We start from the raw sequence: 15090 nt of genomic DNA, 5'->3' as shown, positions 1-15090 counted from the left end.
CTCAGCCTTCCCACGTGCCGAGGACCACGACCGCGTTGTGGCCGCCGAAGCCGAAGGAGTTGCTCATCGCCACCCGGATCTGGTGCTGCTGCGGTTCGTTCGGGACGAAGTTCATGTCGTCGGCCAGCGGGCGGTGGCAGTTGATCGTGGGCGGGACGATGCCGGTGCGGATCGTCTGAACGGCGGTGATGGCCTCCACAGCACCGGCCGCGCCGATCATGTGCCCGGTCATGGACTTGATCGAGCAGATCGGGATCTCGGTGGCCCGAGTCCCCAGGACCTCGCGCAGCGAGGCGACCTCGGAGGCGTCGTTGAGCTTGGTGCTGGTGCCGTGGGCGTTGACGTGGTCCACCTGGCCGGGTTCGACACCGGCGTCGGCCAGGGCCGAGCGCATCGCGCGCTTGGCGCCCAGCCCTTCGGGTTGCGGCGCGGTCCAGTGGTAGGCGTCGGAGGAGCAGCCGTAGCCCAGGACCTCGGCGAGGATGGTGGCTCCCCGCCGTTCCGCGAGCTCGGCCTCCTCCAGGACCAGCACTCCGGCTCCCGCGCTCATGACGAAGCCGTCGCGGTCCTCGTCGAAGGGGCGCGAGGCGGCCTGGGGGTCGTCGACCCGGCGGGACAGGGCCCGGGCGTTGCCGCTGCCGGCGAGGTCGACGCGGGTGACGCAGTTGTCGGCGCCGCCCACGATGACCGCGTCGGTGAGGCCGAACTGGATCCATCGGGCCGCCTCGCCCAGCGCGTCGGTACCGGTGGCGCAGGCGCTGCTGATCGCGCGGCTCGGGCCGCGGGCGCCGAAGGCCATGCTGATCTCACCCGCGGCGCTGTCGATCGCGCCGGTGATCGGGGCGTACGGGCTGATCGAGCGCGGGCCCTTCTCGCGGATGGCCACCGAGAAGCCGTCGATGGAGTTGACCGCGCCGTAGCCGCTGCCGATGAGCACGCCGATGCGGTCGGCGTTCCCCTCGTCGATGTCCAGTTTGGACATCTGCTGGGCCTGCACCGCCGCGGCCATCGCGTACTGGGCGTAGCTGTCCATGCGGCGGGCGATGGTGCGCGGCATGTGCTCGGTGGCGTCGAAGTCCTTGATCTGCCCGGCGATCGAGGTCGGCAGGTCGGAGGCGTCGAAGGTGCTGATCTCGGCGACGCCGCTGCGGCCGGCGAGGAAGGCCTCCCAGGTGGCGTCGAAGGTCAGGCCGACCGGGGTCACGGCGCCGACGCCGGTGACCACCACGCGGCGGCGCAGCGGGCGGATGTTCTCGGAAATCATGGGAGCTCCACATCTGGTTTGGGGGTGCCGAAGTCTCCGTCGGGGCGCAGCGCCGAGTCGTCGAGCGTCACCGGCACCTCGATCACGCACGGGGTGCCTTCGGAGGTCAGGCGCATCGCGTCGGCGAGCGCCGGGGCCAGGTCGTCGGGTCGTTCCACCAGCGCGTGGTGCACGCCCGGAGTGCGGACCAGCGGTTCGTCATCGGTGAAGGCGAACCCCGTGATCGGCGGCTCGTGCTGGTCGGCCTGCTGTTGCAGCCACCCGTAGCCGCCGTTGCGCAGCACCAGGTAGCAGACGCCGAGCCGCTCGCGCACCAGCGTGCGCAGATCGGCGGCGAACAGGGCGAACGCGCCGTCGCCGACCAGCGCCAGGACCGGGCGGTGCGGGGCTGCGGCTTTCACGCCTGCGGCCGCGGCGGCGCCGAAGCCGAGGCTGGTCTGCTCGGAGGGCACCACGGACCCACCGCGGGGACCGCAGCTGTAGTTCGGGAAGAAGTAGGACCACATGTCCTGCAAGCCGTTCTCCTGCACCAGGATTCGGTCCTGCGGAACCACCCGCTGCACTTCGGCGAGCAGGTCCGGGATGCGCAGCTCACCGGAGACCCGGGGCCGCAGCTCCTGGCGCGCGGCGGTGACGAGATCGGCCCACTCCCCTCGGTCGCCGCCGAGGTCGTCGGTCAGCCAGGCTTCGACGGTCGCGGCGGCGTCCCCGGTCACGCAGGGGCCCGAGTGGTCGGTGGCGAGCTCCTCGGCCGCGATGTTGAGCTGCACCACCGGGACCGAATCGCCGATCGGCTCCGGCCAGTTGAGGGTGGCGGTCTCCTCCAGCCTGCTGCCCAAGGAGATCACGCAGTCCGAAGTGGACCACAGTTGCGCGGTGACCGGTGCGGCGTAGAGGCCGGAGAGCCCGAGGAACTGCGGGTGGTCCTCGTCGACGGCGCCGCGCCCGGAAGCGGTGCAGAAGATCGCCGCGCCGATGCGCTCGGCCAGCCGCTCCACCACCCGCTCCGCGTTGCGGTGCCGCATCCCACCGCCGACCAGCAGGATCGGCCGCTCGGCCGCCCGCACCGGATGCGGAACTCCCGTGGTCGGTTCCAGGCCGCGACCGCGCAGCGGGATGTCCGCGGCCAGCAGGTGGTCCGGAACCTCCAGGTACACCGGTCCCGGGGAGCCCTGGGTGGCCACCAGCAGCGCCCGGCGCAGGGCCGGGACCAGCCGGTCGGCGTGCTCGACCCGGTGCGCCCACTTGGTCAGCGACGCTAGCGCCGAGACCTGGTCGAGCTCTTGGAAAGCGCGGGCACCGATGTGGTGCGGATCGGTGCCCGCGCCGATCAGGACCACCGGTGCGCGGGAGCACTGGGCTTCCAGCAGGCCGGTGGCGGCATTGGTGACGGCAGGGCCCTTGCCGACGACCGCCGCGGTCACCGTCCCGGACTGGAGGGCGTGACCGGTGGCCATGAACAGGGCGTTGCGCTGGTCGCGGCACAGCACCAGCCGCGGCGGATCGTCGGCCCGCTCGATCGCGTCGAGCAGTTCGAGGTCGTCGCCGGGCAATCCGAACAGGGTGCCCGCGTCGTGCTGCCGCAGCACCTCCAGGACCGCCGGCCAGGCGCCTTTCACCTGGTCAGACATCGGCGGCCCCGATCAGCTCGCGGCGCCGCGACTCGGTGCCGAGGTGTTCTGCGACCGCCTTGGACAGCAGCAGCGGCTCGGCGACCCGCCGGTTTCCCAGCGCCGCGTAGTTGGCGACGATGCCCCGGCCGCCGAAGGGCTCGTTGCCGTCGTCGTGGTCGACCAGGGTGCTGTTGATCGTCACGTGGTGCCGCTTGCGCAGGAACTCCACCACCTCAGGCATGTCGCCGTAGACCGTGGCGCCCATCGCGCGGTCGATGTAGTACGGCGAGTTCAGCACCGACAGCAGCTCGTCGTCCGTCGAGTAGCGCACCACGTTGAAGATCGGCGCGAACATCTCGGCGGCCTGAGCCTTCGGGTCCAGCGGCAGCTCCAGCACGGTCGGCCGCAGGTGCATGTCGATGATGCTGACCTCGCCACCGGAGACGATGTGCCGGGAGTTCCGGCGCAGGTAGTCGAAGGAGTCCGCGAAGGCCTCCAGGTAGTACATCGACCCGTAGTCGCTGGTGGTGTCCCGGTTGTCGCCGTGGCGGAGCTTGGCCGCGTAGTGGCACAGCGCGGGCACGAACACGTCGGCGACCGAGTCGTGCACGAAGATCCGGTCCGGGCCGAAGCAGTCCTGCCCGGAGTTGATCATCCGCACGTCGATCAGCGCGGGGATCGCGCTGCGCAGGTCGGCGTCCGAACCGACGATGAACGGGTTCACGCCCTGCCCGAAGAAGACGAACAGCTGCTCGGAGCTCAGCTGCCGGCGCACCTTCTCGGCGTTGTGGTAGGTGCCGGTGAACACGACGAGCTCGGACTCGGCGACGGGGCCCGCGATGAACTCGCGCTGCGCCATCGAGCAGTCGTGGATCGGCAGCTTGTGCGCCGGCGAGAGCAGTTCGTGCAGCTTGCGGGTCAGATCGGCGATCTTGCTGGAGGCGCGGAAGCTGATCTGGTCGCAGTACAGGCTGGGGATCAGCAGGTACAGCACGTAGGAGTACAGCGGGATGTTCGAGGGCATGAACACCGCCGCGCCGCCGACCGCTCGGGGCCGGTGCTTGAGGACCTCGTCCTGCGCGCCTTCCAGGGTCCGGATGCACAGGTCGATCTCGCCGTTGACCGTGGCGTGGTGCGAGACCTCGGTGAGCAGCTCGTGCACCTGGGAGCGCTGCGACTGCAGGAACTCCACGACGCTGCGCAGCGCCCGCAACCGCTCCGGGTGCGGGATCGACGGTGCATCGCCGTGGACCCGGCCGCGGGCGACCTCGCTCAGCGCCTCGATGTCGACCTTGCCGTTGAGGTTGAGCGGGAACTCCGGCACGACCACCACCCGGTTGGGCCGCTCGTACTCGGCGAGCTCGTCGGCGAACCGCGCCCGCCAGTGGCCGGGGCTGCGGTCCTGCTCGTCGGCGACGACGAACACCAGCTCGCTGCCCAGCCGCTCGTTGTCGAACGGGATCACGCGCACCGGGCGTCCGCAGCGCTCCACCTTCTCCACCAGCGCGTCCGGGTAGATCGTGTGGCCGAGGCGGTGCACGGCCTGCTTGCGGCCCACCAGCGTCAGGTTGCCCTGGTCGTCGAGCCAGCCGAGGTCGTTGGTGCGGTAGTCGCGGTCGAGGATCGGAACCGGTTCGCCGTCCTCGCCGAGCAGGGCGTTCATGTAGTCCGGGGTGCGCACCACGATCTCGCCGCGCTCCCCCGGCGGCAGCGAATCTCCCTGCGCGTCAACGATCCTGATGTCGACGCCGTCCAGCGCGCGGCCCACGCCCCTCGGGTCCGGTTCGACCGCGAGGGCGATGTTGCCCGCTTCGCTGCTGCCGTAGCCGTCGAGCAGCGGCTTGCCGAGCACCGTGCGGAACCGTCCGCTCAGCGCCGCCGGCAGCGGAGCGCCGCCCACGCACCACATCCGGACGCTGGCCAGCGAACCGTGGTAGCGGGTGCGCTTGCCGTAGATGGCCAGCATCGTGTCGTAGCTCGACGGGGTCGCGTCCACCACCGTCACGCCGTGCTCGCTGATGCGGTCCAACGCCCGGTCCAGCCGGTTGGACGGGTTGACCACCAGCGTGAACTCCGACCACCACCACAGCAGGATGATCGACAACCCGTACTGGTGCGAGAACGGCAGCAGCGGCATCAGCACATCGGTGCCGACGTAGCCCATCCGGCGCTGGGTGCGTTCGATGTTGTCGCGCACCGACCCGCCCGAGCGCACGATGCCCTTGGGCGTCCCCGTGGTGCCCGAGGACCACAGGACCAGGCCGTCGTCGCGGCGGTACCAGGGCTCGAACGACAGCGCGTCCTGGACGTCGGCGAAGGCGTCGACCGGCCGGGACAGCCGCACTTCGCTGAGCACGTTGCCCAGCGAGATGGTCTCGACGTCGAGCTCGTCGGCGGGCACGGTCTCGTCGCACAGCAGCCACTCGACCTTCGCGTGCGCGATGCTCCTGCGGTGTTCCTTCGCCGTCTGCCTGTGGTCGACCAGCACGATGGAGACGTCCACGGCGATCAGCGCGAACAGCGCCACCACGAATTCGGCCGAGTTCGCCGCCGACAGCACCACCCGGTCACCGGCGCGCACGCCCCTGCCGCGCAGCCGGTTGGCCAGCAGGGCGGCGTCCCAGGCCACCTGATCTCGGCCGACGACACCGTCTTCGGTAATGAGCCCGCCGTTCGCGTTGTCCCCCATGAGGCCTCGCCTTCCTGTAGTTCCGTGCGCGGAATTGCTGTGGGGCCGGTCAGTGCGCATCGGCGCGCTCTCCGTCGGCCTTCGCGGACGCGGTCGCGATGAGGTGGTCCTGGAAGCTCTCGTCGATGCCGATCAGCCGCATGTGGCGGCGCAGGATGTCGACGCTCATCTGCCGGAAGGTCTTGGTGGCCACGGCCGAGGACTCCTGGTCGATCCGCAGCGCCAGCGGAACCGCGGACTCCAGCACCTCGCAGATGTCGTCGTGGTGGCCTTCGAGCACGCCGGTGCGCAGCGCGTGCATGCCGAACCCGACGTGGCGGGACTCGTCCCGGCACATCGCGGTGAACGCGGTCTTGACGCCGTCGAGCAGTTCCATGTCGCGCAGCGCCTGGACCAGCACCCGCTGCCCGACCAGCGCCAGCACGCCCTCGGTGATCATGTGGAACAGGGTCACCGCGCGCAGCCACTGCCCGTAGTCCAGCGGCCGTTGCTGCAGGTCGCGCACGATGCCGGCCTCCAGCATGCTCAGCTCGCGGTGCGCGGGGGCCGACATGTTCCAGCACTCGGCGAGCATCCGCTTCGGGTCGGGATCCATGCCGAGGATCTCCTCGCCGAGCCGGAACACCAGGTGCGTGTGCCGCGTCTCGTCGGCGATTTGCGTTCCCAGGAACACCGAGTACTGCTCGTCGGGCGAGCCGCTGATGATCGGGCCCAGCATGTCCAGCCCGGTGTACTCGCCGATGATGAACGTCGCGATGGACTCGCCGATGATCTTGCGGTAGCCGGGCGTGAGGACGTCGTGGAAGTTCTCCCGGTCCGGACCGAGCTCGATGTCCACTGCGGACCACTGCTGGCGGTCCCACCGCTCGTAGAGCTCCTTGGGTTTGAGGCGCTGGGCCGCCACCACGTGCGCGTGCTGCATCACCTCGTTCAGCGGCAGCTTGGGCATCTCGCTCAGCGACGCCTCGTCCATGAGCAACGGAGTCCAACGGCTCATCTCAATCCTTCGCACCACATCGGTCGATCCCGCCCGCAGGCGCGGCAGCGGAGATCGCAAGAAGTTCGACACGGGACCCGGCGGGGTGAAGGCGCACCACCGGCCGGAAAACGAGAGACTGAGCAAGCTCTGTTCGCGGAGTGGGCACAGTGAAACAACCGCCACCAGAACGGTCAAGCGATTCGGGGAAATGTGGGGTTGCGACCCCTACCCCTAATTGGCTGGAAGTCGTCTGCACTGCGCCGAATAGCCCCGCCGCCCACCTCAGGACGACCGAACATCGCGGTTTCGCTTGACAGTTCATGGTGCGCTGCTTAGCGTTTCGCGCCGTCCGGCTGGGAAACGCGGATGAAAAACGGAAAAACTGGGGACACGTTCACGGGAACCGCGGATCTCCTGGATGCGTCGGACGGGAGACTGAAGCAAGCAAGGCATCGCGGGAACCGAACATCCGTCGGTTCACCTCTCACCAACCCACGCCGAACAACTGCTGACGACTTTTCCGAAACCGGATCGCACGATTGTCGAATCGTCTGATCCGGGCGGACGAACACGTCTGCGGGGCGCGGTTGTTCCGCATCACGACGCTGACCGAAGAAGGTGCCAATGCAGGGAAGATTCGTCCGGATCGAATGGGCCGGTGAAGACGACTACGACCTCATCGCGGGCTGGTTGAAGCCCCTTTCGCCGAACGCGGCCATGACCGCCGACACCCGGGAATTCCTCACCCCGGCCACGGTCAAGGCGGCCAACGAGGACGGCAACATTCGGTTCTTCATGGCCGTGACCAACGACGGCGAGCGCGTCGGCGCGGTCAACTACCGCCCGGTGAACAGCTCCGGTTCCTACAGCATCGGCGGCATCGTCGGCGATTGGCAGAAGTGGAGCCGCGGTTACGGGGCCGAGGCGTTCGGACTGGTCATCGAGCACCTCTTCAACGGGATCAACGCGCACCGCGTGGAGTTCACCACCGCCGCCTACAACAAGGAAACGCTGAAGATCCTGACCAAGGGCGGATTCGTCCTGGAAGGCGTGCTGCGCGATTACCACTACCTCGACGGCATGTACTACGACCGCACGATCTGGTCGATCCTGCGCGAGGAGTTCGAGGAGCACGCGGCCGCCGATGCCGGGCAATTCCCGGTGATCGACGCGATTCCCGCCGAGGACAAGGCCAAGGCCAGGGAGCTGCTCAGCAAGTACCTGGCGAACGACCCGCCGACCTCGCTGCGCGATTTCGACCGCCGCAGCGGCCGGACGCGTTCCTACTGATCCGGCGGCAACAGGGGGAATTCAGCGATGCGCGAGGACTTGGAGCTGTACTCGCTCGCCGACCGGCACTTCTACGAAGCGCCGTCTCGGTGGAGTGCGGAGGAGAGCACGTTCGACCTGACATTTCCGGAAGGCTGGAATCGCGGCGGCAACCTCGATTGGTGCATGGCCCGCCCGGCGGGTGCCGAACTGCCCGGCCAAGGCTGGAAGATCCACGTCTCGGCGACCCCGGACAACGCCGAACGGGTGCTGGAGATCGTCGCCCGGTACTGCTTCGAGGCCGGCATCGCGTTCAAGTTCCTGCGCACCGGCCGCCTGGTGCGCGCCTACAGCCTCAAGTACGCGCCGCGCTCGGCGAGCGGGAAGCTGCTGACCCTCTACCCGGTCGACGACGCGCAGCTGGAGACCGCGGTCGACGCGCTCGCCGAGGCGTTGGCCGGCGAACGCGGCCCGTACGTGCTGACCGATCTGCGGATCGGTGACGGGCCGGTCTTCGTGCGCTACGGCGGTTTCATCGCCCGGCACTGCTTCACCGATGGCGGTGACCGGGTGCTGGCGATCGAAGAACCGGACGGCACCTTGATCCCCGACGACCGGAGGCCGTTCTTCACCACCCCGCACTGGGTGCGCCCACCGGAGTTCCTGCAGCCCCACCTGGACTCGCGATCCGCGCAGTCGGCCTCGCTGGGCTACCAGATCACCGAGGCGCTGCACTTCTCCAACGGCGGCGGGGTCTACCTCGCCCGGCGGGAGAGCGACGGGACCGAGGTGGTGCTCAAGGAGGCTCGTCCACTGGCCGGGCTGGACTCGTCCGGTCGGGACGCGATCGCGCGGCTGGACGACGAGGTGCGGGCGCTGCGCGCGCTCGACGGCATCGAGGGCGTGCCTCGCGTGCACGAGCTGGTCGACGTGTGGGAGCACCGCTTCGCCGTGCTGGACCGGATTCCCGGCCGCACGCTGCAGACCTGGAGCGCGCTGCACAACCCGCTGGTCGGCCCGCGAACGACACCGCAGGCCACGCGCACCTACGCCGAGCGCGCCGTCCGCGTCCTGGAGCGGGTCACCGAGCTGGTGGAGCGCATCCACGAGCACGGCCTGGTCTTCGGCGACCTGCACCCGGCGAACGTCCTCGTCGACGAGGACGACCGGGTCGGGCTGGTCGACTTCGAGTCGGCTTCCGAGATCGGCGGCGGGCAGCGCCAGCACATGGGCTACGCGGGCTTCACCGACCCCGACGCTCGCGGCGCCGAGATCGACCGGCAGGCGCTGGGAGCGCTCGCGCTGTGGCTGTTCCTACCGCTGACCAGCCTCAACGCGCTGTCCCCCGGCAAGGCGGGCGCACTGCTCGCCGCAGTGGAGGAGCACTTCGAATTGCCCGAACACGTGCGAGCGCTCATCCTCGACCGGCTCCGCAGACCGGCGCCCGGCACCGAGGGCGCCGCAGCCCCGGAGGTCCGCTTCACCGACGGAGCGGGACGCCGCGCAGCGCGCGAGTCGCTGGCCGGGGCGATCCGCGCCACCGCCACCCCGGAGCGCGACGACCGCCTCTTCCCCGGTGACGTGCAGGGATTCCTCAACGGTGGCACCGACTTCGCCTTCGGCGCGGCCGGGGTCCTGTGGGCGCTGCGCACCGCCGGGCAGGAGGTCGATCCGGCGCACGCGGCCTGGCTCTCCGAGCACGCGTCCCGGTCGGACCTCCCGCCCGGCTTCTTCGACGGCGCCCACGGCATCGCGCACGTCCTCGACCTGCTGGGGCACCACGACCAAGCCGCCGAGCTCATCGCAGGAGCCGCGCCGGACGTGGCGCTCACCCACGACGTCAGCCTGTTCAGCGGTCTGGCCGGGATCGGCCTGAACCACCTTCACCTGGCCGATCGCGGCGGCGAACACCTGGCCGGCGCGCTGGGCGTCGCCGACCGGCTGGCGGAGGCCGTCGAGAGCGGCCGCTCGCACGGCATCGACGTCGCCGGCCGCATCGGGCTGCGCGACGCCGGATCGCGCGGCGGGCTGCTGCGCGGCTGGACCGGGCCCGCACTGTTCTTCCTGCGCTGCTTCGAGACGACGGGACAGCGCGAGCACCTGGGCCTGGCGGTGCGCGCTCTGCACCGCGACCTCGATCTGTGCGTGGCCCGGCCGGACGGGACGTTGCAGGTGGACGGCGGTTTCCGCACCCTGCCCTACCTCGACGTCGGTTCGGCGGGCATCGGGCTGATCGCCGACCAGGTGCTGCGGCACGTGCCCGACGAGCGGCTGTCCGAGTCCGCGATGGGGCTCGGAGAGAGCTGCCGCAGCACGCTGGTCGTGCAGTCAGGGCTGTTCAGCGGCCGTGCCGGGCTGCTGGCGACGCTGGGACGGCTGGCGCGGGGAGGAGCGGGCGAGCGGTTGCCGGACTCCGTCGTCGCCCACCTGTCGGTGCTGCACTGGCACGCGCTCGGCTACCACGGGCACCTGGCATTCCCCGGCGAGGGCAATTTCCGGCTCTCGATGGACTTCGCCACCGGAAACGCCGGAGTGCTCGCGGCACTCGCGTCGCTCGACGATTTCGAGGCTGAATTCATGCCTTTCCTGGAACCGCCCGGAATTGCTCCCGAAATCGCGAAAACCCTTGGCGGGAACGAGGACTCTGATAAAGTCCAGAACACCCCCGAGGGAAATCCACACCCGGAAAGAACCGGCGAGGCGACCAATCCGATTCGCTGATCGATCCGCCGTTCACGGGTGATGCGCGACCACAGATGTCTTCGCCGTTCACCGTTCGGCGAGGAAAACCCGAGTGAAGCGTTAGGTGGTGATTTCAGATGTCCATCCTCGACCTCCAGGCCCTGGAGACCACCGCGGCCGAGGCCGCCGTCCCCGGCAGCACCGCGAGCACCAACTGCTGACCCACTCCATCGCCGCACACGCGATGAGTGAACACCGAAAAACACGATAGGTGGTGATTTCAGATGTCCATCCTCGACCTCCAAGCCTTGGAGACCACCGCGGCCGAGGCCGCCGTCCCCGGTAGCACGCAGAGCACGAACTGCTGAAGCACTTCGCTGTGAACTGCTGAAGCACCTGGCGTTCCGCCGGTCCGGCCCTCGCGGACGGGCCGGCGGAATCGCCGTTGCCGACCACTGGGATCGTCCGGATCGGCAATACTGTCCCGCGAGTTGATCTCCGCACAAACGCACCTCCGACGGGAAACGGGACCGCCATGACCAACAGCGCCGAACGTCGGCGATTCGGCCGCGCAGAACGAGTGCTGCACTCGGCCGCCTTCGCCGGCGGCCCGATGGAGGTGCTCGACTTCCTGCTCCCGCTCTACGCCGGGGCGGTGCTGGCGGCCACGCCGGGCGAAACCGGTGTCCTGGTCGCGGTATGCGCGCTGGCGGCGCTGGTGGCCCGACCGCTGAGCGGTTCGCTCGCCGATCGCGGCAACAAGCTCGTGGTCGCCGCTGCGGGGGCGGTGGTGCAAGCCGGTTCGCTGGCCGGGTTCGCGCTCGGCGGCGGCCTGCTGCCCGCGTTCGCGATGGCGGCGCTCAGCGGCATCGGCGGGGCGTTGTTCTGGGTCGGCGTCCGCAGCTGGGTCGGCGACCGGTCGGACGGCGACGACGGCCGGGGATTCGGGCGGCTGCTGTCGTTCGAGGGCACGGGTCAGCTCGTCGCCTACGTGCTGTGCTTCACCGTGCTCGAAGGCCTCGGCTATCCCGCGGTTTTCGCCCTCGGCGCCGTCTCGTCGCTGATCGCCGCCGTGCTGCTGGGCTCCGCCGCGGGCCGCACCGAGGCAGCAGCGCCCCAGACCCCGCAGCAACCCGCTCCGGCGAGGGCGGTGCTGCCGTTCCTGGTGATCTGCGGGGTGACGGCGGCACTGGAGGCCGCCATGAGCCTGCTGCTCCTGCTGCACCTGCAGACCGCCCACCACTACGGCCCCTACGCCATCGCGTCCGCGCTGGCACCGGGTTTCATCGCGTTCATCCTGGTGCCGAGCGTCGCCCACCGGGTGGTGGCGCGGATCGGCAAGCGCCAGGCGGTGATGCTCGCGCTGCTGGCCGGCGCGCTGGTCACCGGGGTGCTCGCCGCGGCCCCCGAACCGTGGGTGCTCAGCGTCGTGTGGATCTTCGCCGCGGCCGCGCTGGGCATCGCGATTCCCGCCGAGCAGTCGGCGGTTTCCGAAGGCGCGGGCACCCGGAGGGGGCGGCGGATCGGCCACTACGAGAGCGCGCAGCTGGCCGGGGTCACCGCGGGTTCCGCGGCCATCGGCGTCCTCTACCAGACCAGCGGGATCGCCCTGTCCGGCACCGCTCTCGCCGTGGCGCTCGCGGTCACCGCCGCCACCGTCCCGCTCGCCTGGCGTTCGCTGAACAGCACCGCCGCCGCGCCGGACACCAGCGGGTGAGAACGTGCGACCGTCGCGAGCCTCTGCCGACGCGCCCACGGTGCGGTTGAGGAAACCTCCGCTCAGACGCGGGCCGTACCGGGGCTTGCTCACCGGTTCGTCGATCAACGTCATCGGCGATGTCATCGGCACCTCCGCGCTGCCGCTGTTCGTCCTGGAAACCACGCATGACCTGGCGCTGACCGGGTGGATCGCGGCGGTCAGCGTCGGCGGCTCGGTGGTCACCGGTCTGCTGCAGGGGCCGCTGATCGACTGGATCGGCTTCCGCGTCAGCATGCTCGGCTCCAGCGTCTTCGCAGCGGGCACCACCCTGTCCGTGTACCTGCTGCACATCGCCGGACTGCTGTCGCCCTCGCTCCTGCTGCTGCTCGCGCTGGTCCGCAGCGTCGCCGACGAACCCGGCCGGGTGGCGATCTTCGGCATGGTCCCGCACCTGGCCGGGCAGGCCGGGGTCCCGCTGGAACGCGCCAACGCGACGCTGCGCACGGTCACCGCCGCGTCGAACCTGGTGGGGCCGCTGGCCGCGGGCGGGATCGCGGCGTTCGCGGGCAGCGAGTGGACGATCCTGCTCAACGCCGCCACCGGGATGCTCGGCACCGCGGTCCTGCTGCTGTTCGCGCGCGCCTCCAAGGGCGGTGCGGGCGAGCCGGAGCGGGACGGGTTCGAAGACGGCGTGGGGTACTTCCGGCGGTTCCGCGTCGGGCTGCGCTACCTGTTCCAGGACAAGCTGCTGCGCACGCTGGTGGTCGCGACGATGCTGTTCGCCGCGTTCGACACCAGCTTCGCGTCGATCGGGCTGACCGCCTACGCCGCGGAAGTGCTCCACGAGCCCGCCCTCTACGGCGGCCTGATCAGCGCGTTCGGCATCGGATCGCTGGTCGGCACGATCGCCTACGGCGTCATCGGGCACAAGCTGCCGAAGCGCCGGACCTACCTCGGCGTCTACCTCGCGTTCGCCGGGCTGGTGCTGCTGATGGCGCTGGAGCTCAGCGCCGTACCCGCGTTCGCGCTGATGTCGGCGGCCGGCGTGGTGACCAGTCCGCTGGACATGCTCTACATGGCCGCGTTGCAGGAACGCGTGCCCAAGCGGATCTTCGGCCGGGTCATCAGCATCGCGAACACCGTGCTGAGCGCGCCGGCACCGCTGGCGGTCGCCGCGGCGACGGGATTGATCAGCTCGGTGGGCGTTCGGGTCACGATGCTGGTGCTGGGTTGCTGCTACCTCGCTCTGGCGGTCGCACTGATCTTCGTCCGGCACCTGCACAAGCTCGACGCGATGCGTGTCGACCACAGCGAGGTGACCCGCGAGATCCCGCGTCTCGAAGAGGCCACCCAGCCCGTTCGGCGCCGGTTCGATCAGGCGGCGACTCGGCCCATTCCCAGAATTCCCCATGCGAATCCGGGACATCGCGTGTGGATGCTGTCCGCCGACGCCGGACTCACCCAGCCGATTCCGCGAATCAACTCCTCGCACCTGACGACGATGCGATGGCGGACGTGATCCCGCATCGTCCGGAAAACCTTGGAACAAAGAGCAAAACCGCATTTTCCAGACGTGGTCGCTGCTAAGATCGCGATCATCAATGTGATTCAGCACGGAGGATTCATGTCGAACGCGAAGTACATAGCCCTCGGCACGGTGATGCTGGTGGCGGGCATCATGCTGAGAGTCTACGGGGGCGAGACCGAGTTCGGTCCGTTCGAATTGCGGACGGTGGGCAACGTCCTCGCCATCATCGGTGGCATCGAGATCCTCTTCGCCATCGCCGCGATCTTCTTCCCGGAGAAGAAGAAGCTCGACTGAGCCTCGACTGGGGGACGAGTCGTGCGGAGTCGGTGGCCGCGGCGGCGGCCACCGATTCGCGAACACCTATTAGGCGAGAACCCCTCACAACCCCGAAAGCACTTCGAAATCCTTGGCACGCAATGCCGATCCGGGTAGGTTGATCACATGGGACTGGGGCTGGAACTGACGGGAACGAATGCCACCTGGGTATTCGAGGACGATCGAATCGAGATCAATTATTCGAGCGGACTCGGTCATCCCCGACTGCTGCGCAAGCTCAAGCACCGGACCATCCCGTACCGAGCCATTTCGCGCGCCAGCTCGGCGGGCGGTGACGGAAATCCGCAGCTGACCCTGCACTTGCGCCCCGGAGCCGACCCGCTCACCGAAGTCGCCGCAGGCCAGCTCTCCGACGATTCCGAACCGCACCAGATCGAACTGGAGCCGAATCAGCAGGAACTGGCGGCCTACTACGCCGACCACATCAACGACCACTGCGATCTGAACCCCGATTCCGACTCTCCCGCAGCGCACTTCCTCGTCGAGGTCGACCAGTCCCCTCGACGGCTCAAGGGCTACGACGGGGAGGCGACCTTCGACGGTTCCGCCGTCGAGTTCCAGTGGCACCCGGACGCCTCCGGGGCCAAGCACCGCTCGCCGAAGCGACGCCACGAGCTCACCGAGCTGGCCGGCGTCGAATGGGTCAAGCCCGGCCTAACCTCAGGTCACCTCCTGCTGCTCCCGCGAGGAGAACGATCCGACGCCCCGCCCGCCGACAACATCCGGTCCCTGCTGTTCGGCTTCGGCTTCGGCACCACGGCCAACTCGCTCCCGTTCGCCGCAGCCGTGCTGGCCGCGATCCAGCAGGCGCAGCCGGGCGCGGCCGCCGTGGGCGGCTCGACGGATCGCCTGATGCTGCCGGCCGCGCCGCAGCGGCCCGAGATGTCGCGCGAGGACGTCCTCGCGACGATCCGCGAGCTGGGGCAGCTCCACGCCGACGGCATCCTCACCCAGGAGGAGTTCGAGCAGAAGAAGCGGGAACTGCTCGACCGGCTCTGATCGCGGCGAGAAACCCAAGCCAGAGAGGTGAA

General features: G+C 69.5%; 12 protein-coding genes. 8 read left to right on the top strand and 4 right to left on the bottom strand.

What is annotated here, in order from left to right; all coding sequences use genetic code 11:
- Window position 1: 1 nt before the first annotated feature.
- The 4 genes from fabF to E1181_RS15575 are packed head-to-tail and all read right to left on the bottom strand — an operon-like array spanning window position 2 to window position 6563.
- Window positions 2-1264 carry a beta-ketoacyl-ACP synthase II gene (gene fabF, locus E1181_RS15590; protein ID WP_132675416.1) on the bottom strand — a complete coding sequence of 421 codons (1263 nt, stop codon included), beginning with the start codon at window positions 1262-1264 and terminating at the stop codon, window positions 2-4.
- Window positions 1261-2895, bottom strand: coding sequence for a thiamine pyrophosphate-binding protein (locus E1181_RS15585; protein ID WP_132675414.1), 1635 nt, complete (start codon window positions 2893-2895; stop codon window positions 1261-1263). The genes fabF and E1181_RS15585 overlap by 4 nt, the downstream gene beginning before the upstream one ends.
- Complete coding sequence (locus tag E1181_RS15580) at window positions 2888-5566, bottom strand: aldehyde dehydrogenase family protein (protein WP_165944633.1); 2679 nt, start codon at window positions 5564-5566, stop codon at window positions 2888-2890. The genes E1181_RS15585 and E1181_RS15580 overlap by 8 nt, the downstream gene beginning before the upstream one ends.
- Window positions 5567-5615: 49 nt before the next feature.
- Complete coding sequence (locus tag E1181_RS15575) at window positions 5616-6563, bottom strand: ribonucleotide-diphosphate reductase subunit beta (protein WP_132675410.1); 948 nt, start codon at window positions 6561-6563, stop codon at window positions 5616-5618.
- A 606-nt stretch (window positions 6564-7169) separates the two neighbouring features.
- On the opposite strand from E1181_RS15575, the gene E1181_RS15570 reads away from it, so the two are divergent.
- From E1181_RS15570 to E1181_RS15535, 8 genes are all read left to right on the top strand, one after another.
- Complete coding sequence (locus tag E1181_RS15570) at window positions 7170-7835, top strand: GNAT family N-acetyltransferase (protein ID WP_132675408.1); 666 nt, start codon at window positions 7170-7172, stop codon at window positions 7833-7835.
- 27 nt (window positions 7836-7862) lie between these two features.
- Window positions 7863-10535, top strand: a complete 2673-nt coding sequence (gene lanKC, locus E1181_RS15565; RefSeq protein WP_132675406.1) for a class III lanthionine synthetase LanKC — start codon at window positions 7863-7865, stop codon at window positions 10533-10535.
- 98 nt (window positions 10536-10633) lie between these two features.
- Complete coding sequence (locus E1181_RS32915) at window positions 10634-10717, top strand: SapB/AmfS family lanthipeptide (RefSeq protein ID WP_132675456.1); 84 nt, start codon at window positions 10634-10636, stop codon at window positions 10715-10717.
- 63 nt (window positions 10718-10780) lie between these two features.
- A complete protein-coding gene (locus E1181_RS32910; protein WP_132675454.1) occupies window positions 10781-10864 on the top strand; it encodes a SapB/AmfS family lanthipeptide in 84 nt (27 codons plus the stop codon).
- Window positions 10865-11031: 167 nt separating this feature from the next.
- Complete coding sequence (locus tag E1181_RS15550; RefSeq protein ID WP_132675404.1) at window positions 11032-12213, top strand: MFS transporter; 1182 nt, start codon at window positions 11032-11034, stop codon at window positions 12211-12213.
- A gap of 4 nt (window positions 12214-12217) precedes the next feature.
- The gene (locus E1181_RS15545; protein WP_132675402.1) at window positions 12218-13714 is read left to right on the top strand and encodes an MFS transporter; all 1497 of its coding nucleotides are present in this window, start codon (window positions 12218-12220) and stop codon (window positions 13712-13714) included.
- A gap of 105 nt (window positions 13715-13819) precedes the next feature.
- On the top strand, window positions 13820-14017 hold the full coding sequence (locus tag E1181_RS15540; RefSeq protein WP_132675400.1) for a hypothetical protein: 198 nt from the start codon (window positions 13820-13822) through the stop codon (window positions 14015-14017).
- A 147-nt stretch (window positions 14018-14164) separates the two neighbouring features.
- Window positions 14165-15058, top strand: coding sequence for a DUF4429 domain-containing protein (locus tag E1181_RS15535; protein WP_132675398.1), 894 nt, complete (start codon window positions 14165-14167; stop codon window positions 15056-15058).
- The last annotated feature ends 32 nt before the right edge of the window (window positions 15059-15090 follow it).

It is taken from the genome of Saccharopolyspora terrae (assembly GCF_004348435.1).
Taxonomy (GTDB): Bacteria; Actinomycetota; Actinomycetes; order Mycobacteriales; family Pseudonocardiaceae; genus Saccharopolyspora; species Saccharopolyspora endophytica.
This window is presented reverse-complemented; position numbering and strand designations above follow the sequence as displayed.